Genomic DNA, 20,020 nt, shown 5'->3' with positions numbered 1-20,020 from the left:
GATTACAACAATAGGGTTTGAAGAGGAAACCCATAGAAAGCAGCCCAATGACCACGCTGACCAGTATGAGGATCAAGCATGATGTGTCGGCTTGCATCTAGCCGATGATTAAATACTGCGAGTAACCCACCAAGCCAAGTAAATTGAGCATGTGACATACCAATCACATAATCACAATCGCCAAGCAATGAAATATTTTTAGCGGCTGTCGCACTTTCTTGTTGCGCCAAGGCCGGATTGCTCGCAACCATGCCAGCATTAAAGTTGTTGTAACGTGCCTCAGTCTCATCCCAAGCCACATCCACCCCATTCAACCTGGCGCGAACATGCCCTAAAGCCTCTGGATCATCGCTTGATAAAAATACCAATACCTTCTTGCCCGGATTTGCTTGAAGTAATTTTTGAATTTGAGATAAATAGGCCTCTGTTGGGATATAAGGGCACTCAGTATTTTTATCGCCACGTCGTATATGCAAGCCAATATGGAGATCGTACGCATCCCAATGAATTGCATTTTTTAAGCGCTCAATTTCTGTATTTAAGAAGGCACTTGGAGTTCCACAAATTGCTTTAGCCAAAACTGCACACCATTGATGTCTGGTCAAGTCAGCACCAGCCTCAATAGGGCATGCAGGATATTGATGATCTGCCTTTATTTGCGGAGGGGCATTCCAGGTGTCCCTGAGAAAATTCCACTCAATAATTTCTTGATGTTGCGCCACTTCAATTGGCTGTTTAACGCCAATATCAAACATCCCCTCGACAACATAAGGAGAGTCGATCAAAAAAGAATAATTGGAATCTAAGGCTAAAGAAATATTTAAGCCGGTCATCAAGCGCGAAGTAATTGCGCCAAACCCACCGTGCTCAACACGATGGAACAATGTCTGCTTGCTGTCTGATTGATTAGCCTTAATGAGGGCCTGAAGGTAGTAATCCGGAGATTTCTCAGAAGCCATCATTCACACTTATTTAGCTATTGATTGAAGGCTTTCGCCTGACGCCCAATCTTGATTGAACGTATTGAATTTTTGGTGCCCCTTGTCCGACTCGAACAGACCACCTACTGATTACAAATCAGTTGCTCTACCAGATGAGCTAAAGGGGCAACGGTTGATATTTTATCCTATTTCACAACCCGTAAGGAGGGTCTGCCAGATTTAGGCTTTTCTGGCTCCTCATCCGAGGAATCAGCAATATGAAGATCACGCGCCTGAGCGGGGTCAAACGGGAAAGACATGCCTTGACCATTTTCCCGCGCATAAATTGCTAGAACATGGCTTACTGGAACCATGATTTTACGGGGGACACCCCCAAATCGAGCCTGAAAACTGATCCAATCGTTTTCCATCTGTAGCTGATGGCAAGCCTCAAGAGACAGATTCAAGACGATTTCGTCATTCTTCACAAACTCCATTGGGACTTCAACCCGAGCATCCACAAATACGGCAATAAATGGCGTAAAACCAAAATCCGTGCACCACTGGTGTAGTGCACGGATTAGATAGGGTTTATTGCTTGGAACGTCAGACATGCCGACCGAAAATGAACCGCCAGAATTGCTTAGCGGCGCATCACCTTTTCTGAAGGTGTCAGAGCCTCAATATATGCAGGTCTGCTGAAAATACGCTCAGCGTATTTCAAAAGAGCCGCAGCATTGCGGGAAAGATCAATACCGTAATGCTCAAGGCGCCATAAAAGTGGAGCAATAGCAACGTCAAGCATTGAAAATTCATCGCCCAACATATACTTATTTTTTACGAAAATTGGGGCCAATTGGGTCAGGCGATCACGAATAGCCAAACGCGCTTTTTCATGAACCTTTTCAGCGGCCTTACCTTTTTCATTTTCAAGAGCGGCAACGTGAACAAACAATTCCTTCTCAAAATTGAAGAGGAAGAGACGTGCACGGGCGCGCGCTACTGGATCAGGCGGCATCAACTGTGGGTGAGGAAAGCGCTCATCAATATATTCATTGATGATGTTTGATTCATACAAAATCAGATCACGCTCGACCAAGATAGGAACTTGGCCATAAGGGTTCATCACAGAAATGTCTTCAGGCTTGTTAAACAAGTCGACATCGCGGATTTCAAAATCCATGCCTTTTTCAAAAAGCACCAAGCGGCAGCGTTGCGAGAATGGGCAGTTAGTGCCCGAGTACAACACCATCATAAATTTATTTCCTTAAATTTCTACTTCAATACAACAAACGCATAACTAACGGCGGCTTTAAATCTATTTGCTTCATGGGCTCATCAGAGCCCATGAATAAATCTTAGTGAATATCTTTCCAGTAAGCCTTGTTCAAGCGCCACGCCAAGAGGGTGAAGATCGCCAAAAACAAGAGAACAACTACGCCTAGACGCTTACGCTCCAATTGAACTGGCTCAGCCATCCATGACATGAATGCAACCAAGTCAGCGATATTGTCGTCATACTCTTGCGGCTTCATCGTGCCTGGTGTTAATTGCTCAAAGCCAACAAAAACTTCTTCTGTTCTGCTTTCGTCATGCGGGTCTTTGCGCTCTTCAAATTTAGCAGCACGCTCACCCTGCAATTGCCACAAAACATGAGGCATACCTACTTTAGGGTAAACCAAGTTATTCCAACCAGTTTGGGTGGTGTCATCTTTGTAGAAAGTACGCAAGTAGGTATAGAGCCAATCTGTACCACGAGCACGCGCCTCAACCGATAAATCGGGTGGATTTTTACCAAAGAAAGCTTTACCTTCTTTTGGTGTCATGGAGATGGTCATCAAATCGCCAACCTTGGCATCATTCAATATCAAGTTGTCTTTGATCTGTTGGTCGGTCAGGCCAATATCGCGCAAGCGGTTGTAACGTAGGCTAGAGGCTGCGTGGCAGTTCAAGCAATAGTTCACAAACAACTTTGCGCCATTTTGCAATGATGCGTTGTTGCTAACGCGATTGGGAGCGGCGTCTAAAGGAAAGCCGTGCTCATTAGCGTTAGCTGCACCAGTCAAGCTGATAGCGGCAACCAAAAGCGTTGCTTGGCAGACGCCCATCAAAGTTTGCAGAATTCGTTTCATGCTAGTTCCTAATTTCTCTTTGGTGTCTGAATTAATGAGACTTAAAAGTAACGCGTGTTGGTACCGGCTTGAACGTGCCAAGCGTGCTCCAAAACGGCATTCCCAAGAAGAAGCCCAGATAGTAAATCGTGCAAACCTGAGAAATCTTTTCAAATACTGGTGATGGTGGCTGAATTCCCAAGTAACCCAAGATCACAAAGCTCACCACAAACACGCCATAAATATATTTATGGAAATCTGGACGATAGCGAATGGACTTCACTGGAGAATGATCAAGCCAAGGCAAGAAGAACATGATCACGACAGAACCACCCATGATCACAACGCCCCAGAACTTTGCATCAAACAAGAAGAAGCCAGCGGCTAATGCCAACGCAATTGCAGCACAAGCACCCTTAACCTTCAGGTCTTTAGCCTTGAGTGCAAACATGCCCAAAATCACTGCCAAGAAAATCCATAGTGGCAACAAGAAGTTTGATGTCGTTGCACGCAACATGGAATAAAACGGAGTGAAGTACCAAACCGGTGCAATGTGCGGAGGCGTTTGCAATGGATTAGCAGGGATGAAGTTATTGGCTTCAAGGAAATAACCACCCATCTCTGGAGCAAAGAATACGATGCACGCAAAGATCATCAAGAAGACACCCAAACCAAATACGTCATGGACGGTGTAGTAAGGGTGGAATGGAATGCCGTCTACTGGATGGCCATTGGCATCGAGATTCTCTTTGATCTCAATACCATCTGGATTGTTTGAGCCAACTTCGTGCAAAGCAATGATGTGAGCGGCAACTAAACCAATCAATACCAATGGAATTGCAATCACGTGGAACGCAAAGAAGCGGTTGAGGGTTGCATCGCCCACAACATAATCACCGCGCAACCATAAAGACAAGTCTGGACCAATGAATGGGATTGCAGAGAACAAGTTCACGATCACTTGAGCGCCCCAATAGGACATCTGACCCCAAGGGAGCAAGTAGCCAAAGAAAGCTTCGCCCATGAGACACAAGAAAATCGCGCAACCAAAGATCCAGATCAATTCACGTGGCTTGCGATAAGAACCGTAGATCAAACCGCGGAACATATGCATATAAACCACGACGAAGAACATAGATGCGCCAGTGGAATGGAGGTAACGAATTAACCAACCCCACGGTACTTCGCGCATGATGTATTCAACAGAATCAAATGCTTTAGCTGCATCAGGCTTATAGTTCATTACCAAGAAGATTCCGGTAATGATTTGCAAAGCCAAAACAACAATGGCTAAAGAGCCAAAGAAGTACCAAAAGTTCAGGTTTTTAGGTGCGTAATACTCGGTAAGGTGAGCCTTAATCGAGGATGTCAGCGGGAAACGGGAATCAACCCAAGCCAACACCTTTTGCGATACAGGCGCATCTGCTGGAACTTGTTTTTCTTGAAATGCCATTTATCTCTCCTTAGGCCTTCTTATCATCGCCAACCAGAATCTTGGTATCGCTCAAGTACATATGAGGCGGCACTTCAAGATTGTCTGGGGCTGGTTTGTTCTTATAAACACGGCCGGCCATGTCAAAAGTTGAACCGTGGCATGGGCAAAGGAAGCCGCCTGGCCATGTATTTGGCAAGGAAGGCTGTGGGCCCGCTTCAAATTTAGCGGTTGGAGAACAACCTAAGTGCGTACAAATACCCACTACTACCAAGTACTCAGGCTTGATGGAGCGCCACTGGTTCTGGGCATAAGGAGGCGTAAATTGAGAAGGATCGCGCAATGAATTTGGATCTGCCAACTCGCCGTCAAGCTTAGATAGCTCAGCGACTTGCTCTGGTGTGCGACGAATCACCCAAACTGGCTTACCGCGCCACTCAACGGTTCTCATCTCATCAGGCTGCATGCCCGTAATATCGATCTCAACAGCTGCACCGGCGGCCTTAGCACGCTCAGATGGCTCAAAGCTGTCCACAAAAGGGTAAAGGGCTGCTGCCGCGCCTACGCCACCAACTGCGGAAGTGGCGATCAGCCAGTTGCGGCGATCCTTGTCCATACAGGGCTTGTCACTCATTTACAAAATTCCTAAAAAGGGTATTTATGGGTGGAAATTGCTTAAAGGTAGGATTTTAAAGTAAAAAGTGGGGTAAGCAAGAAAGTTATGGGGTTAATCTCGGGTTAATCAGTATTCGGATAAAAAAGGGAGCATTTATGGGCGTTTTAAAGGAGTTTCGGGACTTTGCGGTCAAGGGAAATGTGATCGATTTAGCCGTCGGCGTCATTATTGGCGGCGCTTTCGGGAAAATCGTCGATTCCCTGGTCAACGACATCGTGATGCCGGTAATTTCGACGCTTTTGGGGGGTCACATTGATTTCACCAACCTTTTTATCGTTTTGGGCCATGTCCCAGAGGGTGTACCTAGGACTTTTGATGCGCTCAAAAAGGCTGGGGTCCCTATTTTTGCCTATGGCAACTTCATCACGATCTCGATTAATTTCCTGCTCTTGGCTTTTGTAATTTTCCAGATGGTCAAGGTAGTGAACAAAATTCGCGTGATGGATGCACCACCTCCACCACCAACCCCGGAAGACATTGTGTTGTTACGCGAAATTCGCGATAGCTTAAAAAAATAATTTTTCTAGGTAAAAATGTTTAATCGCCTGTGGTTATTGTTTGCGCAAACAATAACCATTTTTTTAGCCCTCTGGTTCATTGTGAGCACACTCAAACCAGAGTGGCTCAATCGCACTAGCAATAATTTATTAGAGCGAGTTACTCTGAGCGAAGGTGCATATGATGGTAAGTCTTTAAGCCCAGGCTCCTATCATGAGGCAGTCAAAAAATCGATGCCTGCAGTGGTCAATATCTTTACCAGTAAGGCGAGCACGAAACCCAAATCCAAAAAAAGAAATGACTCTAACGACCCATTCTTTAAATTCTTTTTTGGTGATGAAGCCCCGGATGAAGAGCCCAAATCCAGCCTAGGATCAGGCGTACTGGTAAGCCCCGAGGGAGTTATCCTCACCAACCATCATGTGATTAGCGAGGCGGATGACATCGAAGTGTCGCTTGCTGATGGCAGAAAGTTTTCTGCAAAAACGATTGGTAGCGATCCAGAAACTGACATCGCGGTACTTAAAATTGCAGCCTCACAATTACCAACGCCGATTACTTTTGGAAAAATTGAATCGGTGCATGTCGGTGATGTCGTGCTTGCTATTGGCAATCCATTTGGTGTTGGACAAACCGTTACCTCGGGCATTGTTTCCGCATTAGGTCGAGATCACCTTGGAATCAATACGTTTGAAAATTTTATTCAAACAGATGCTTCAATTAACCCTGGAAATTCTGGTGGAGCACTGGTTGATACTCGTGGAAATTTAATTGGAATTAATACCGCCATCTTTTCAAATAATGGCGGCTCAATGGGAATTGGATTTGCTATCCCCGTTAATCTTGCAAAGCAAGTGATGGAATCTATTCTTCAGGGCGGCAGCGTTACCCGCGGATGGATTGGTGTCGAACCGCAAAATTTATCCAAAGAACTCCTGGAGTCACTAGACCTACCCAAAGGAACACGGGGCGTACTTCTCTCCGGAATACTAGAAGGCGGCCCTGCTGACCGGGCTGGCATGAAGCCCGGGGATGTGCTGATCGAAATCAACCAGAACCCCATCAATGATGTGCGCTCTTTGCTCAATCAAGTCGCACAATTAGACCCCGGCAAAGATGTCCCCGTAAAAATCCTACGCAAAGGCAAGGTCATCGAGCTTCAAGCCCGCATCGGTAAGCGCCCCAAACCCAAGGTTAGTCATTAAATCTGCGGCCTCTCAGTTGCCTCAGGTGCAATAGTTGGCAAGGTAGAATCATCGCAATGGCCTCCGATCCAATTCATCCCAATGTAAGCAACGGCTCAGCGCAAGCTCTGTCGCCAAAAGCAATTGAACAATTTAATCAAGGTCTGCAGCTTCATCAAGCCGGCAATTTAGAAGGCGCAAACGCGTGCTATCAATCGGCGCTGGTTTTCGAGCCCAATTTTGCTCCAGCATTGCAATATCTGGGGGTGATTGCTGCTCAGCAAAATGACTTCCTACGCTCGGTTGAACTCATCACCAAAGCCATTGCTGCAAATCCACTAGATGCCAATGCCTTCTTGAACCGCGGACTTGCTCAAGCAGCATTGCAGCGCCATGAACTTTCTCTGGCAGACTTCAGGCAAGCGAGAACAATTGCCCCTCATCACGTTGATGCATTTTTTAATGAAGGCAATGCCTTGCAGGCACTGAGGCGCTATGCAGAAGCGATTGATGCGTACAAAAGCGCATTGGCGCTTGCCCCAGACTACGCACTAGCTTATAACAACCTAGGCAATGCGCAACAAGAGCTAAGGCAATTTAATGACGCCATCAAGAGCTATGAAAAAGCTATTGCACTTGAGCCAAATTATGCAGAAGCCTATTTCAACTGTGGCACCCTATTTCAATCGCTCAAGAATTACAAAACTGCCATTCAATTTTTTGATCGTTGCTTAGCAATAGATCCAGGGTGCGTAGAGGCGCTGGTGAATAACGGTGATAACTACGATGAGCTAGTGCAAACTCAAAAGGCCATTGAGTGTTACCAACGTGCTATCGCGATTGAACCCACATCCCTAGAAGCTCGCTTTGCCAAAGCGCTATCACAAATTCCGAAAATCTATGCCATTGATGCGGATCCCAAACAATATCGTCATCATTTAACTCAAGAAATTGATGCTTTAGATCAGTGGGTGAAATCACATCCTCAAGCTGAGGCTTACAAGGTTGTCGGCAGTCATCAGCCTTTCTTCTTGGCCTATCAAGAAGAAAGCAATGTGCAGGTACTGTCTCGCTATGGCGATATTTGCAAGCGCCTCATGAGTCCCTTACAACCTTCACAACAGCAAAAAGAAGGGAGTACTGGCAAGATTCGCTTGGGCATCATCAGTAGCCATATCCACACCCATTCGGTGTGGAATGCCATCACCAAGGGTTGGCTCGCCAATCTCAATGCAGAACATTTTGATATCCACCTCTTCCACTTGGGAGACACCCAGGATGCGGAAACTGAGTTTGCCAAAACGCTTTCTTCAAGCTACACACAAGGCAATCTCCCCATCGAGCAATGGACAGATATTATTGCGGCAAAAAACTTAGATATCGCCCTTTTTCCGGAAGTGGGCATGGATAGACTTACTTGCCAACTAGCAAACCTCAGATTGGCAAAAAAACAAATTGTTACTTGGGGTCACCCAGAAACTACGGGACTGCCAAATCTTGATTACTATATTTCTGCGGCTAATTTTGAAACCGAAGCTTCACAGCAGTATTACTCCGAAAAATTGGTCACGCTACCCAATTTGGGTTGCTTTTATACCCCCTACAAAGGAGCGGTACAAGAGATTAACGCTGCTGACTTAGGCCTCAATCCAGACCGTCCAATCTTGTTATGTCCTGGGACCCCATTCAAGTACGCACCGCAATTTGATTACGCCTTGCTAGAAATTGCCAAACGCGTAAAAGATGCCCAACTTGTTTTCTTTAACTTTCCAGACATGCCAGTAGACCTTCTCAAAGAACGACTCTCTGTTGTTTTTGAGCGTGGCGGCCTGAAGCTGGCCGATCACCTAGTTTTTGCTCCCAAACTATCGACAGAAAAGTTTTATGGGCTTATCAAGATTGCCGATGTCTTTATCGATACGATCGGCTTCTCAGGTTTTAATACTGCTATACAAGCGATTGAATGCGATCTTCCAGTGGTAACGTATGAAGGTCAGTTTATGCGCGGTAGATTGGCCTCTGGGATTCTCAAGCGCATAGACTTAAATGAGCTGATTTGTCCATCTGTACAGGTCTTTATTGAGAAAGTTGCTCAATTGGCGAATGATGATCAATATCGAAACGCCATCAAACAGCAGATTGCTGCTTCCAAACACCTCTTATTTGAAGATCTCGCACCAGTAAAGGCTTTAAATCAATTTCTACTCGAAATTGCCCGCCAGTAGTTAGTCTGCGTAGATGGTATCGGTCGGCAAGCCCTGTAAGCCACGCTCCAGCATTTTTAAATACGCATCCTCCAAAGACAGCACATAAGCAGGCGTATCAAACAAACGAGTAGTGCGTTTGTTTTCAGATAACTTTTGTTTAATCTGCAATAGCCTTTGTGGATTGGCGGCCAAGTCAATCGCCAAAGCTTCATATTCTGCTGTATTGGTAGCAATGAGTTCATCAAGACCTATAGCCCTTAATAAACTTGCTGCCACCCTACTTGCATAAGTACCACCCTCTCGGGTCAATACAGGAAGGCCAGCCCACAAAGCATCACTCGCCGTAGTGTGAGCATTAAATGGCCAAGTATCCAAAAATACGTCAGCCATTTTTTGTCTGCCCAAATGCTCTGCCATCGATTCAGTGCGCTTAGCAAAAATCAAGCGATTCGGATCAACCCCCCTCTTGCTTGCCTCATTGCGTAAATTCAGGGAAACCTCTGCATTGTCTTCAGATAACCAAAGCACACTTCCTTCAACAGCGAGCAAAATTTTCATCCAGGAATCAAATACCTCTGGATTAATTTTGTAGGCATTATTAAAGCTGCAAAAGACAAAGCCATTTTCTGGCAGCCCATAATCCGCCTTACCCTTGATGAGCTCAGCAACTACTTTCTGTCGATCATTGGGCTGAAAGCAGGCTGGTAAGTAAGCAATTTTTTCTGCATATGCCGATTGAGCTGACTCGGGAATAACCTGGCGATCGCCAATCAGATAATCATAGGCGGCAGAGCCCATAGTGCCCGCATAGCCTAAATAGTTGACCTGAATAGGCGCTGCACCATAAGCAAAAATTCCACTTCTACTTCCAGCTGTGAGCCCACCCAAATCAACAGCAATATCAATACCCAGCTTTCTAGAGAGGCTGGCCACTTCCTCGTCAGAGGAAGCGCCGACCTCCATAAAGTGGTCAAAAGAATTTTGTAAACGCTTGCGCATGTCTCCAGTAGAGTGAGGTCCCATGGAGAATGCATAAAGCTCAAAACGATCCTTATCGTGCAATTCAAATAATTCAGCCGTTAAAAACGCCACTGGATGCTCCTGAAAATCGGCGGAAAAATATCCAATCCGAATTTTGCGGTTAGCAATACTCTGAAAGCCAGGGCGAGTGCGCTGAATGTGTGAGTACTTTTCGTTCATCCAAGTTTGGGCGCCAGCTTTTTGCAATCCTAGATCATCGAAAAATGCCAGAATAGGGAAAGGTGAGCTCACCCTTTCCCCAGCCAATAAGCCACCTTGGATGGCAGCCAAAATCGACTGCAAGCTAGTCCATTCCCCAGTTCTAAGCTTTGCGTAGGCTAAGGCGCCCAAAGTGTGCGGGGCATCCTGTGCCAGCATGAGCGTTTTTTGAAAGTCTGCAATTGCCGCCTTAAATTCTCTTGACTCTAAAAGAGCATAAGCACGATTATTGTGAGCGCCGGCATGATTGCCGTCCAAATCAATTGCCTTGCTATAAGCCTGGGTTGCTGCCGCAAATTCTTTTAGGGCTGTATACGTATTTCCAAGTAAATAGTGCGCTTGTATATTGTTGACGTCGAGTTCAAGGCATTTATTAAGGCTATTGATAGCCTCTTGATGATTGCCTAATTCAAGACAAGCATTACCTCGATAAGCCCACACTTCTGCCAGATGAAATTGAATATTGAGGGCACTTTCAAAAGAAGTTTTGGCTTCCTCATATTTCTTTAACTGCATGAGAGCCAAACCACGATTCACCCATGCTTCTGCTGAGCCCTGGTTTTGTGACAGCGCTACTTCGAATTTTTGTAACGCTTCTTCGGTTCTATTGAGTTTTGCCAAGCTTCGACCAAACGCAAGCCAAGCATCAATGTGTGCTGGAGCCAATTGCGTCGCCGACTGAAACTGGGGAAGCGCCTGCTCATCCCTACCCATCTCAGAGAGCGCTTTGCCGTAGTTAAACCGCGCAAAGTTATTCCTGGGATCAATCTGTATAGCCTTTTCAAATAGTTTTTTAGCTTCGTCAGCTTGGCCCTGAACTCCCTTGATTACCGCCAAAATATGCAATGCATCAAAGTTTTTAGGTTGCATCTGTAGCACCTGCTTAATAAGGCGCTCTGCTGTATTGAGATTACCGTTTTGAAAGTACTGAACCGCCTGATTCAGAAGGCTGCCAATCTGGGGAGTCATAGTGTCCTGTATTGAATGATTGTCCTAATACTAAACCGATTGCGATTTGAGTAATACAAGACCACAGGGGGTTGATATAAGAAAAAAGCCCACCATTTTCATGGTGGGCTTTCAATTGCTACTACGTACAACTTACAAATTGTTCACTAGCTTACGCTAGCTCACAATTAGAAAGTGTGACGTACGCCAAGAGCGTAGTTGTTTGCACTGTACGCTGTTGAAGCTGTTGAAGCAGCAGTTTGGTTTGAACCATAGATCGCATACAAGTTTGTACGCTTGCTGATGTAGTAGTTACCACCTAACTGATAGCCAGTGAAGTTAGCAGATGGGTTTGATACGCCAAATGCTGTAACTTTACCGTTACCAACGCTTGCCCATGCCTCGATTGTTGGAGTGATGTAGCTACGTACACCCAACTGTTGTGCATTACGCTTAGCGTAGTAGTTAGAGTTTTGTGTATCAGTTGCTTTACGTGAAACCCATTGTGCGTATGCCTTCAAGATACCGAAGTCATATGTACCAGCGATGTATGACTGGTTGTCTTGAGTTTGAACGCCTTGGTATGCAGCACCGCCCCAAATTGCTGGCAATGGTGAAGACAATGAAGCATAAGCAGTTTGAGTGCTCTTCAAAGCTTGGTAGTTAGCTGTCAAGAACAATTTGTTCCAAGTGTAGTTCGCGCCAAGGCCCCAACCGTTGTAGTTTGTGCTACCACCAGTTGAAGAGTTAGTTTGAGTTTGGTTTGAATTGTTCAATGTGTACATTGCATTTACTTGGAAACCAGCAAATGTGTCAGACGCAACAGACAATTGGTTCGCAGCACGTGTTGCAAACGCATCAGTTTGACCTGTTACGCTTGTGCTGTTAACTGTGCCAGTAGCACCAGTTACAGGGTTAGCAACTTTACCGTTAAGGCCGCCAACTGGGGAAACAGCATAAACAACGTTACCAGCAACGTTGTTCAAGTTACCTGGATCTGTCAATGCAGCAGCATTAAAGATTGTGGTGTACTGAGTACCGAAAGCGAATTGACCTACGCCATTCTTTTTCAAACCAACAAATGATTGACGGTTATTCAAAGTAGACATGTTTGAATCGTTAGGTGTCAAGCTTGTTTCAGCAGTGAAGAATGCAGACAAACCGCCGCCCAAATCTTCAGTACCTTTGAAACCTAAACGGCTTGTAGATTCAGCACTTTGACCAAACGCGCTGCTGGAAGCACCAACAGGTTGAGTAGTAGAAGGTGCACCAGCCAATTTCTGGTTGGAACCAACATAACCAGCGTCAACGATACCGTATACGGTTACGCTGGACTGAGCTTGAGCTGCGCCAGCGATAGCTGACAAAGCTGCAACTGCAAATAGCGATTTTTTCATTCTGTAAATCTCCATAAATTGAAAGTAATGCCCAAATAAAGCTGGGACCTATGAATTTTCCGTCCTTTGCCTTGCTAGACTGGGGGTAAGGGTATTTATGACCTCTTTTTGCTTGTCAAAAGGCAGTTTTTTGGCTTTCTTCGTTGTATCAGGGCAACAAGGCCTTTGTTTTCTGTCTTTTATAGCCTTTGAATGCCAAAATTGTCATATGGCAAGCCGTGAATTCTTAAAAATCCTTAGTTCAGCGCGTACAGGTGATGTATCCGCGCAACAAAAATTGGCAGAAGCCTATCTTACTGGCGCCTTTAAAACACCCATTCAGCCCGCTAATGCCTTGATTTGGCTAGAAAAATCATATTTATCCCTGAAAAATCAAGGGCCTGAAGCACAAAGCTCAAATACGTCTGAAATTGCAAAGATTCTCAATCAGATGGCCAATATTCCGCTGGTTGAGACTGTTAACTCACCCGCCTTTCAGTTTGGATGGGAGTCTTTCTGGCAAATTGCGCAAGAAAGCCAGGAATCTAACTCGACACTGGCAGCGAAATGGCAACTTGCCAATCTCTTGGTCAATCCCAGCAATGAAGAAATTCAATCCCAGCTGATGGATTGGTTAAAAAGAAAACCGGGGGCCGGCCTTAGCGAGTCATTAGCCAACTTGGATTTTGGCGGCCTGCAAAAAATCGGGCGCCAATATTTACAAGAGCTCGCAGATGGTGGTGGCGTATTTGCCGCTCATGCGAAAGAGCTCCTCATTAAGTTGCAACCAAAAAATGAAGCGCTCTCATCGCTTTGGAATGCGTGGCTGGCAGATGAGAACGAAGACGCTCTCATGCAAGCAGCAGAGTTCGGTCTCACAATCGCCAAGCTCACTCTAGGACTGCGTCTGGCACAACTAGATGGCGCAGAAAGCAAATCGAATGCTTCTCTGAAAAAGGCGGCGCATTGGTTAGAGTTAGCAGCCAAGGATGGTGATCGTGATGCTTGGTATGCCTTAGGTGAAATTTATCGTCGACCTCAATTCTCTGGATACAACGCTACTGAGAGTGATCGTTGCTTTGATCGCGCCGCCGATCTTGGGCATGCACAAGCCCAACTCAGAAAAGGGGCAAGTCTTTGGCGTAAACGCGAGAAGATTGAAGAAAAAGTGCGCGGTCTACAAGCCTCTTACTGGGTATGGCAAGCCAACCAACAAGGCCTTACAGAGGCCAAGGAATTACTCAATAAAATTTTAGAGAGCTGCCCCAACCCTGCCAAAAATGATTGGTACGACTTAGCCCTTTACGCCGAGCAAGCAATCAATCACCATGCCGAACACAAACTAGATCAAGATTGGTTATTACTGTGCCATCGCATTATTGTTGCAAACCAATTTAACTTTAGTAAGGCGGAGTTATTGCTTTGTGAAGTCGGCCAATTGCAGCTCGAGCATTGTGTAGTGGTCGATATTCGCTGGGAACTACCAAAAATATTGCCTCGATTGATTCAGATTGAAACGATTCAGCAGCGCCGCGCGCTATTAGCTGCAGGCAAAGCTTTTGCTGGCGCAGAACTTGATCTTGAGGGCAATATCCGACAAAGACGCTATCGCTTCGATCAGGTAACGAGTTGGTTGAGGACGACTTTTTCTAAAAACCTCAAACCAGCAGACACTGAACTAGCTTAGTCCGCTGGCTGATCCTCTTCTGAGACCTTAGGCACATACAAGCGGGCTACCAACAAGCCCAATTCGTAGAGCAGAGTCATTGGCACTGCCAAGAGCAATTGCGAAAGTACATCGGGTGGCGTCACGATTGCAGAAATCACAAATGCGCCAACGATCACATAAGGCCGAATCTCTCTTAACTTCGCAAGCGGAACCATGCCCATGCGAACCAATACCACTACCACTACTGGCACTTCAAAAGTAATACCAAAAGCTAAAAAGGTGGTCATGGCAAAACTCAGGTAGTTATCAATGTCAGTAGACATTTCCGCGCCTAAAGGTGCGTTATAGCTAGCCATAAACTTAAAGACGGTTGGAAAGACGAGGAAGTAAGCAAACGCCATACCAATAATGAATAAGGTGTAGCTACTTACTACTAGCGGCAGAATTAATTTACGCTCATGCAGATATAAGCCAGGTGCAATAAATGCCCATAGCTGATACATCACCACCGGTAGTGCAATGATGAAGGCCACCAACATCGTGACTTTCATTGGCACAAAAAAGGAGCCGGTGACATCAGTCACAATCATTTTTCCACCAGCAGGCAAAGCGCTCAGTAATGGCTGGGCAAAAAGATGGAAGATATCAGGCGCCCAATAGACCAGGCAAACAAATACCACAATGATTGCGAGCGCAGCTTTAATAACGCGATCGCGCAACTCAAATAAATGCGACAAGAAAGATTCTTGCAGTCCTGAATCTTCAGTGGTGTGGTTTTCTGTCATGCCTATCTATTTTTGTTATGTAGCTGATCAGGTTTATTTGCCAGCACTATGATGAAAGCGTTTCATTCTGGCCGCGCCAGATTGAACTCGAGTACGCACCCCCGCTGAACGCTTGAACCATATAGGCCTTGCCGCACGTCGCACCCCCCAACTATTACGCCCTTGACGCTTTGTCTTGCGCAACACCTCTTTTTCATCCAGAGCAGGCTTTTCAAATGGGGTTTCAAAAATATCCGCCTGATCTGTAAGATTGGCGTTAGCCTCTTTTGCAATGGAGCCGATGCTGTTTTCAACCTCTTTTAAAGCGGAGGCACTCTCCTCGCGGAATTTTTTAAATTCCTCAATCTCCATCTGGCGATTGACTTCGGATTTCACATCCGCCATGTAACGCTGAGCACGCCCAAAAAGATTGCCTGCCATACGCGCTACTTTAGGCAGTCGCTCTGGCCCTACAACAACTAATGCAACGACCGCAATCAGTGCGAGTTTAGAAACTCCTAAATCAATCATTTAAAAACTGCACCAATCTGTAGTCGAGTAATCAGCAATTATTTGTTGAGGTCTTTGGCCTGCACATCAACCGTTTTTTCTGCGGTAGCTGCGCCTTGAGTAATTTGCTCTTTTGGTTCATCTGCAGACTTCATGCCGTCTTTGAAACCCTTTACTGCGCCACCCAAGTCTTGGCCAATGTTGCGCAATTTCTTGGTACCAAATACCAACATGACGATGACCAACACAATTAACCAATGCCAAATGCTAAATGAACCCATCTCTAATCTCCTTGGATTATTTTTTCCAGGGGCGGGGACCGCCCATTACATGCAGGTGCAGGTGATATACCTCCTGCCCACCATCTGCTCCGTTATTCACCATCAATCTAAAGCCACCATCCCTACCAGGGCGGCAGCCCTGCTCTTTGGCAAGACGGGGCGCTAATTCCATCATTCTACCCAGCAAAGGGGCATCTCCGCTTTCCGCCAACTCCAACATGGGAATATGTTTTTTGGGAATGATCAAGAAATGCACTGGTGCAGCGGGATTAATGTCTTTAAAAGCATAGATCTCGTCATCTTCATAAACCTTTTGGGACGGAATTAAGCCTTGAGAAATCTTACAAAACAAGCAATTAGGATCGTGTGACATAGCTTCCTTGGGCCTCAATCATGGCCAGCAGCTTTTCGGGCAGCCTTTTCTTCAATACCAGAAGTTCCTAAGCGACGCTCAAGCTCAGCAAGCACCTCTTCGGGGCGCAAATTGAATTGTGAAAGGGCAATTAAACAGTGAAACCATAAATCAGCCATCTCGCCAACCAATAGCTTTTTCTGCTCAGCAGCTAAATTAGAGCTGCGTACATCTTTGGCAGCCATGACCGTCTCCGTCGCCTCTTCGCCAATCTTTTTCAGGATGCCATCATCCCCTTTGGAAAAGAGTAAGGCAGTGTAGGAGGTTTTGGGGTCGGCGGTACCCGCCTTAAACGACTCTCGACGCTGATCAACCACATCAGCCAAGTGGGCCAATGCAGAATCCAAATTAGATGGTTTATTTACTGAATTGCTCATAGCTTCATTTTATGTCTTTTATTCAAGCGGCATTTACTTCGCCAACTGAGACTCATCAACCCAAGAAGAGCTAGCCGAATCCCACTGCTGGAAAAAACAACTGTGCTCACCGGTATGGCAAGCGATGCCATCCTTTTGCTCTACGATTAATAAAATCGTATCTCCATCGCAATCTAAACGAATTTCTTTCACTTTTTGAGTGTGACCAGATTCTTCACCTTTATGCCAAAGCTTTTGTCGTGAGCGCGTCCAATACACTGCCTCACCTAGGCGCAAGGTTGCTAAAAGCGCATCCCGATTCATCCAGGCCATCATCAAAATATCTTTACTTCCGAATTCCTGCGCAATCACCGGCACCAAACCTTGGTCGTTCCAAGTAACTGCATCCAGCCATGGACCTGCTTGAATGGACTCTACGGGGACGAAGGTGTTCTGAAGTTTGTTCATACCTGAACTTTACAGGGAATCGAGCAAATCTTGAAGTGCTGTTGAGCTAAATCAAATGCGAACTGGAATACCTTGGGAGGCCATGTATTCCTTTGCTTGCTGAACCGTGTACTCACCATAATGAAAAATACTCGCCGCCAAGACTGCATCGGCATGACCCTTGGTGATGCCATCAACTAAATGCTGCAAATTACCGACGCCACCAGAAGCAATCACTGGAACCGAAACCGCATCACTTACTGCGGCGGTCAACGCCAAATCAAAACCATCTTTACTGCCATCACGATTCATGCTGGTGAGCAAAATTTCGCCTGCACCACGCTGGGCCACCTCACGCGCCCATGCCACTACATCTTTACCCGTAGCCGTTCTGCCACCATGCGTAAATACTTCCCAATTTCCAGCTTCCGTTTGCTTAGCATCAATCGCAACCACAATACATTGTGATCCGTAATAAGCAGCAGCATCTGAAACCAAATCTGGGTTAGCTACTGCAGAAGAATTCATGCTCACTTTATCTGCGCCTGCATTAAGCAAACGGCGCACATCAGCCACTACTCGAACTCCACCACCAACGGTTAACGGAATAAACACTTGTGATGCAACATCTTCAATGATGTGCAAGATTAAATCGCGCCCATCAGATGTTGCAGTAATGTCTAAAAAAGTGAGCTCGTCGGCGCCCTGAGTGTCATAGCGCTTAGCAATCTCTACTGGATCACCGGCATCGCGCAAGCCGACAAAGTTCACGCCCTTAACAACGCGCCCTGCAGTTACATCTAAACAAGGAATAATCCGCTTAGTTAGCACTAGATGAGTTTCTTTGCGTACTTGAGTGTTAACTCGTCAGCATATTTTTGTGCCGCTGCTAGATCAAGATCGCCAGCATAAATCGAACGGCCAGCAATCACGCCCATAACACCCTCTTCTTCGGCCTTGCAGAGCGCTTCAATATCGTGGTTATTTGATAAGCCGCCACTAGCAATCACAGGAATCCGAATCGCTTGCGCTAATTTGATCGTCGCCTCGATATTCACACCCTTGAGCATGCCATCACGACCAATATCGGTATAGATAATGGCTTCAACGCCCCAATCTTCAAATTTCTTGGCAAGATCAATCACCTCATGGCCAGTAATTTTGCTCCAGCCATCCGTTGCTACCTTACCGTCACGAGCATCCAAACCAACCATGACATGCCCCGGAAACGCGGTACAAGCATCTTGCACAAATCCTGGATTTTTAACGGCAGCCGTTCCAATAATGACAGTGCTAATACCGTCATCCAATAATCGCTCAATCGTTTCAAGATCGCGAATACCGCCACCAAGCTGCACTGGGATTTCATCTCCAACCGCTTTTAATATCGATTTAATTGCAGACTCGTTTTTGAGCTTGCCAGCAAATGCTCCATTGAGATCAACCAGATGCAAACGGCGTGCGCCTTTGCTAATCCAATGTGCCGCCATCGCGCCCGGGTCTTCAGAGAAAACCGTGGCTTTGTCCATATCACCTTGCTCAAGTCGAACACAGTGGCCGTCTTTTAGATCAATCGCAGGAATCAGCAGCATGTCAATAAAGTATTAAGGTTGCCAAGAAACAAAATTTTTATAAAGCTTTAATCCGTATTCTGCACTTTTTTCGGGATGAAATTGCGTTGCAAAAATATTATCCCTTGCTACTGCAGATGTAAACCAATCGCCATATTCAGTAGAGCCCGCAATATCTTCTTTGCGCTGCGGCACAACATAGTAACTATGGACAAAATAAAAACTGCTTAAATCAGGTATTCCATTCCAAATCGGATGGGCATAGTCTTGACGCACCTGATTCCAGCCCATGTGAGGAACTTTATAGGCAGATCCGTCGGGCTGTTTTTTACCGGCCAACTCAAAGCGCTGGACCTGTCCAGGAATCAGACCTAAGCAAGGCGTCCAATCCTCATTGGCACGCACTTCGGCACTACGCTCAAAGAGCATTTGTTCACCGACGCAAACACCTAATAAAGGCTTGCTTTTGGAGGCTTCTAATAGAGCATCCAAAAGACCAGATTCCTCAAGGTGCTTCATGCAATCGGGCATTGCCCCTTGGCCCGGCAACACCACACGATCTGCTGAACGAATTTCTTCTGGATGATGTGCAATCAATACATTGTCATCAGGTGCAACATGATGAAATGCTTGATACACAGAACGGAGATTGCCCATTCCATAATCAACAATCGCAATGTTTTGCGCCAAAATTAAGCCTATCTTTGCTGTGATCTAACGGGCAACTAGAAATATCTAGATTAGAGGCTGCCTTTAGTTGATGGAACTACACCTGACGCACGTGAATCCAAGGTTAAGGCCATGCGCAAAGCGCGACCAAAGGCTTTGAAAACCGTTTCAATCTGGTGGTGTGCGTTAATGCCGCGTAAATTATCAATATGCAATGTCACGCCTGCGTGGTTCACAAACCCGCGGAAAAACTCGATACTCAGATCGACATCAAAATCACCAACACGAGCACGTGTAAATGGCACATTAAATTCTAGGCCTGGACGACCTGAAAAATCGATCACAACACGAGACAGGGTTTCATCCAAAGGAACATAAGAGTGGCCATAGCGGGTAATTCCCGCTTTATCACCAACCGCCTTTGCAAAGGCTTGACCCAATGTAATACCCACGTCTTCCACAGTGTGATGATCGTCAATATGGGTATCGCCCTGGGCAACTACCTTGAGATCAATCATGCCGTGACGGGCTATCTGATCCAACATATGGTCTAAGAAAGGTACGCCAGAGGCTAATTCAGCCTTGCCAGTACCATCCAGATTGATGGAAATTTGAATTTTGGTTTCCGAAGTATTTCGGGTAACGTCGGCTTGCCGCATGCTTCATTGCGCCGCGAGGCGAAGTGTTGATTGAAGCCTCATAATATCATTCCTAGAAGATATTGAAATGCTGAAATTGCTTCACTCCCTT

The 20,020-nt window shown here is 45.9% G+C and carries 22 protein-coding genes and 1 tRNA gene; 4 read left to right on the top strand and 19 right to left on the bottom strand.

The genetic code is table 11. From position 1 onward, the window contains the following. Positions 1-2: 2 nt before the first annotated feature. The 7 genes from ICN24_RS01950 to petA all read right to left on the bottom strand — a co-directional run bounded on the left by ICN24_RS01950 (position 3) and on the right by petA (position 5,097). The gene (locus tag ICN24_RS01950) at positions 3-959 is read right to left on the bottom strand and encodes a hypothetical protein (RefSeq protein WP_216220976.1); all 957 of its coding nucleotides are present in this window, start codon (positions 957-959) and stop codon (positions 3-5) included. Between the two features lie 73 nt (positions 960-1,032). After that, positions 1,033-1,108, bottom strand: a tRNA-Thr gene (locus ICN24_RS01945). An 18-nt stretch (positions 1,109-1,126) separates the two neighbouring features. Beyond that, positions 1,127-1,534 (bottom strand): ClpXP protease specificity-enhancing factor, encoded by a 408-nt coding sequence (locus tag ICN24_RS01940; RefSeq protein WP_216220974.1) that lies wholly within the window; start codon positions 1,532-1,534, stop codon positions 1,127-1,129. A gap of 29 nt (positions 1,535-1,563) precedes the next feature. Then, positions 1,564-2,175 carry a glutathione S-transferase N-terminal domain-containing protein gene (locus ICN24_RS01935; protein WP_068320223.1) on the bottom strand — a complete coding sequence of 204 codons (612 nt, stop codon included), beginning with the start codon at positions 2,173-2,175 and terminating at the stop codon, positions 1,564-1,566. A 103-nt stretch (positions 2,176-2,278) separates the two neighbouring features. Then, positions 2,279-3,052 carry a cytochrome c1 gene (locus tag ICN24_RS01930; protein ID WP_370623089.1) on the bottom strand — a complete coding sequence of 258 codons (774 nt, stop codon included), beginning with the start codon at positions 3,050-3,052 and terminating at the stop codon, positions 2,279-2,281. A 31-nt stretch (positions 3,053-3,083) separates the two neighbouring features. Next, complete coding sequence (locus ICN24_RS01925) at positions 3,084-4,484, bottom strand: cytochrome bc complex cytochrome b subunit (RefSeq protein WP_216220972.1); 1,401 nt, start codon at positions 4,482-4,484, stop codon at positions 3,084-3,086. A 10-nt stretch (positions 4,485-4,494) separates the two neighbouring features. Next, on the bottom strand, positions 4,495-5,097 hold the full coding sequence (gene petA / locus ICN24_RS01920) for a ubiquinol-cytochrome c reductase iron-sulfur subunit (RefSeq protein ID WP_216220970.1): 603 nt from the start codon (positions 5,095-5,097) through the stop codon (positions 4,495-4,497). A gap of 137 nt (positions 5,098-5,234) precedes the next feature. On the opposite strand from petA, the gene mscL reads away from it, so the two are divergent. From mscL to ICN24_RS01905, 3 genes are read left to right on the top strand one after another with little or no spacing between them, the layout of a single operon-like run. Beyond that, on the top strand, positions 5,235-5,657 hold the full coding sequence (gene mscL, locus ICN24_RS01915) for a large conductance mechanosensitive channel protein MscL (RefSeq protein ID WP_216220969.1): 423 nt from the start codon (positions 5,235-5,237) through the stop codon (positions 5,655-5,657). Positions 5,658-5,672: 15 nt separating this feature from the next. Next, positions 5,673-6,842 (top strand): Do family serine endopeptidase, encoded by a 1,170-nt coding sequence (locus ICN24_RS01910; RefSeq protein WP_216220966.1) that lies wholly within the window; start codon positions 5,673-5,675, stop codon positions 6,840-6,842. A 56-nt stretch (positions 6,843-6,898) separates the two neighbouring features. Further along, positions 6,899-9,046: a glycosyltransferase family 41 protein gene (locus ICN24_RS01905; RefSeq protein ID WP_216220964.1), complete on the top strand. Its 2,148-nt coding sequence runs from the start codon at positions 6,899-6,901 to the stop codon at positions 9,044-9,046. Here ICN24_RS01905 and ICN24_RS01900 read toward each other — a convergent pair whose 3' ends face one another. Then, positions 9,047-11,236, bottom strand: coding sequence for a tetratricopeptide repeat protein (locus ICN24_RS01900; protein WP_216220961.1), 2,190 nt, complete (start codon positions 11,234-11,236; stop codon positions 9,047-9,049). 167 nt (positions 11,237-11,403) lie between these two features. Beyond that, complete coding sequence (locus ICN24_RS01895; RefSeq protein ID WP_216220959.1) at positions 11,404-12,612, bottom strand: porin; 1,209 nt, start codon at positions 12,610-12,612, stop codon at positions 11,404-11,406. Between the two features lie 208 nt (positions 12,613-12,820). On the opposite strand from ICN24_RS01895, the gene ICN24_RS01890 reads away from it, so the two are divergent. After that, positions 12,821-14,278, top strand: a complete 1,458-nt coding sequence (locus tag ICN24_RS01890; protein WP_216220958.1) for a tetratricopeptide repeat protein — start codon at positions 12,821-12,823, stop codon at positions 14,276-14,278. Here ICN24_RS01890 and tatC read toward each other — a convergent pair. From tatC to hisB, 10 genes are read right to left on the bottom strand one after another with little or no spacing between them, the layout of a single operon-like run. Next, positions 14,275-15,045 carry a twin-arginine translocase subunit TatC gene (gene tatC, locus ICN24_RS01885; RefSeq protein WP_216220957.1) on the bottom strand — a complete coding sequence of 257 codons (771 nt, stop codon included), beginning with the start codon at positions 15,043-15,045 and terminating at the stop codon, positions 14,275-14,277. The genes ICN24_RS01890 and tatC overlap by 4 nt on opposite strands. Positions 15,046-15,078: 33 nt before the next feature. After that, positions 15,079-15,555, bottom strand: a complete 477-nt coding sequence (tatB, locus tag ICN24_RS01880; RefSeq protein WP_216220956.1) for a Sec-independent protein translocase protein TatB — start codon at positions 15,553-15,555, stop codon at positions 15,079-15,081. 38 nt (positions 15,556-15,593) lie between these two features. Next, positions 15,594-15,815: a Sec-independent protein translocase subunit TatA gene (tatA, locus tag ICN24_RS01875; RefSeq protein WP_216220955.1), complete on the bottom strand. Its 222-nt coding sequence runs from the start codon at positions 15,813-15,815 to the stop codon at positions 15,594-15,596. Positions 15,816-15,831: 16 nt separating this feature from the next. Continuing rightward, positions 15,832-16,188, bottom strand: a complete 357-nt coding sequence (locus ICN24_RS01870) for a histidine triad nucleotide-binding protein (protein WP_216220954.1) — start codon at positions 16,186-16,188, stop codon at positions 15,832-15,834. Between the two features lie 14 nt (positions 16,189-16,202). After that, positions 16,203-16,604 (bottom strand): phosphoribosyl-ATP diphosphatase, encoded by a 402-nt coding sequence (locus ICN24_RS01865; protein WP_216220953.1) that lies wholly within the window; start codon positions 16,602-16,604, stop codon positions 16,203-16,205. 33 nt (positions 16,605-16,637) lie between these two features. Then, positions 16,638-17,051: a phosphoribosyl-AMP cyclohydrolase gene (hisI, locus tag ICN24_RS01860; protein ID WP_216220952.1), complete on the bottom strand. Its 414-nt coding sequence runs from the start codon at positions 17,049-17,051 to the stop codon at positions 16,638-16,640. 51 nt (positions 17,052-17,102) lie between these two features. Further along, the gene (gene hisF / locus ICN24_RS01855; protein WP_216220950.1) at positions 17,103-17,861 is read right to left on the bottom strand and encodes an imidazole glycerol phosphate synthase subunit HisF; all 759 of its coding nucleotides are present in this window, start codon (positions 17,859-17,861) and stop codon (positions 17,103-17,105) included. Next, positions 17,861-18,622, bottom strand: a complete 762-nt coding sequence (gene hisA, locus ICN24_RS01850) for a 1-(5-phosphoribosyl)-5-[(5-phosphoribosylamino)methylideneamino]imidazole-4-carboxamide isomerase (protein WP_216220948.1) — start codon at positions 18,620-18,622, stop codon at positions 17,861-17,863. Before hisA ends, hisF begins: the two co-directional genes overlap by 1 nt. Before the next feature lie 12 nt (positions 18,623-18,634). Further along, the gene (hisH, locus tag ICN24_RS01845) at positions 18,635-19,291 is read right to left on the bottom strand and encodes an imidazole glycerol phosphate synthase subunit HisH (protein WP_216220946.1); all 657 of its coding nucleotides are present in this window, start codon (positions 19,289-19,291) and stop codon (positions 18,635-18,637) included. Between the two features lie 50 nt (positions 19,292-19,341). After that, positions 19,342-19,929: an imidazoleglycerol-phosphate dehydratase HisB gene (hisB, locus tag ICN24_RS01840; RefSeq protein ID WP_216220945.1), complete on the bottom strand. Its 588-nt coding sequence runs from the start codon at positions 19,927-19,929 to the stop codon at positions 19,342-19,344. Positions 19,930-20,020: the final 91 nt, after the last annotated feature.

The organism is Polynucleobacter sp. UK-Kesae-W10 (assembly GCF_018881575.1).
Lineage (GTDB): Bacteria > Pseudomonadota > Gammaproteobacteria > Burkholderiales > Burkholderiaceae > Polynucleobacter.
Note: the sequence above shows the minus strand (reverse complement) of the source record. Positions and strands in the feature narration are given on the sequence as shown.

Coding starts and splice junctions, on each gene's coding strand:
- ICN24_RS01910 (WP_216220966.1), top strand. CDS start 5,673: ATGTTTAATCGCCTGTGGTTATTGTTTGCGCAAACAATAACCATTTTT.
- tatC (WP_216220957.1), bottom strand. CDS start 15,045: ATGACAGAAAACCACACCACTGAAGATTCAGGACTGCAAGAATCTTTC.
- ICN24_RS01930 (WP_370623089.1), bottom strand. CDS start 3,052: ATGAAACGAATTCTGCAAACTTTGATGGGCGTCTGCCAAGCAACGCTT.
- ICN24_RS01940 (WP_216220974.1), bottom strand. CDS start 1,534: ATGTCTGACGTTCCAAGCAATAAACCCTATCTAATCCGTGCACTACAC.
- tatB (WP_216220956.1), bottom strand. CDS start 15,555: ATGATTGATTTAGGAGTTTCTAAACTCGCACTGATTGCGGTCGTTGCA.
- ICN24_RS01890 (WP_216220958.1), top strand. CDS start 12,821: ATGGCAAGCCGTGAATTCTTAAAAATCCTTAGTTCAGCGCGTACAGGT.
- ICN24_RS01950 (WP_216220976.1), bottom strand. CDS start 959: ATGGCTTCTGAGAAATCTCCGGATTACTACCTTCAGGCCCTCATTAAG.
- hisI (WP_216220952.1), bottom strand. CDS start 17,051: ATGAACAAACTTCAGAACACCTTCGTCCCCGTAGAGTCCATTCAAGCA.
- tatA (WP_216220955.1), bottom strand. CDS start 15,815: ATGGGTTCATTTAGCATTTGGCATTGGTTAATTGTGTTGGTCATCGTC.
- ICN24_RS01870 (WP_216220954.1), bottom strand. CDS start 16,188: ATGTCACACGATCCTAATTGCTTGTTTTGTAAGATTTCTCAAGGCTTA.
- mscL (WP_216220969.1), top strand. CDS start 5,235: ATGGGCGTTTTAAAGGAGTTTCGGGACTTTGCGGTCAAGGGAAATGTG.
- ICN24_RS01865 (WP_216220953.1), bottom strand. CDS start 16,604: ATGAGCAATTCAGTAAATAAACCATCTAATTTGGATTCTGCATTGGCC.
- ICN24_RS01925 (WP_216220972.1), bottom strand. CDS start 4,484: ATGGCATTTCAAGAAAAACAAGTTCCAGCAGATGCGCCTGTATCGCAA.
- ICN24_RS01935 (WP_068320223.1), bottom strand. CDS start 2,175: ATGATGGTGTTGTACTCGGGCACTAACTGCCCATTCTCGCAACGCTGC.
- ICN24_RS01895 (WP_216220959.1), bottom strand. CDS start 12,612: ATGAAAAAATCGCTATTTGCAGTTGCAGCTTTGTCAGCTATCGCTGGC.
- petA (WP_216220970.1), bottom strand. CDS start 5,097: ATGAGTGACAAGCCCTGTATGGACAAGGATCGCCGCAACTGGCTGATC.
- hisA (WP_216220948.1), bottom strand. CDS start 18,622: ATGCTGCTGATTCCTGCGATTGATCTAAAAGACGGCCACTGTGTTCGA.
- ICN24_RS01900 (WP_216220961.1), bottom strand. CDS start 11,236: ATGACTCCCCAGATTGGCAGCCTTCTGAATCAGGCGGTTCAGTACTTT.
- ICN24_RS01905 (WP_216220964.1), top strand. CDS start 6,899: ATGGCCTCCGATCCAATTCATCCCAATGTAAGCAACGGCTCAGCGCAA.
- hisB (WP_216220945.1), bottom strand. CDS start 19,929: ATGCGGCAAGCCGACGTTACCCGAAATACTTCGGAAACCAAAATTCAA.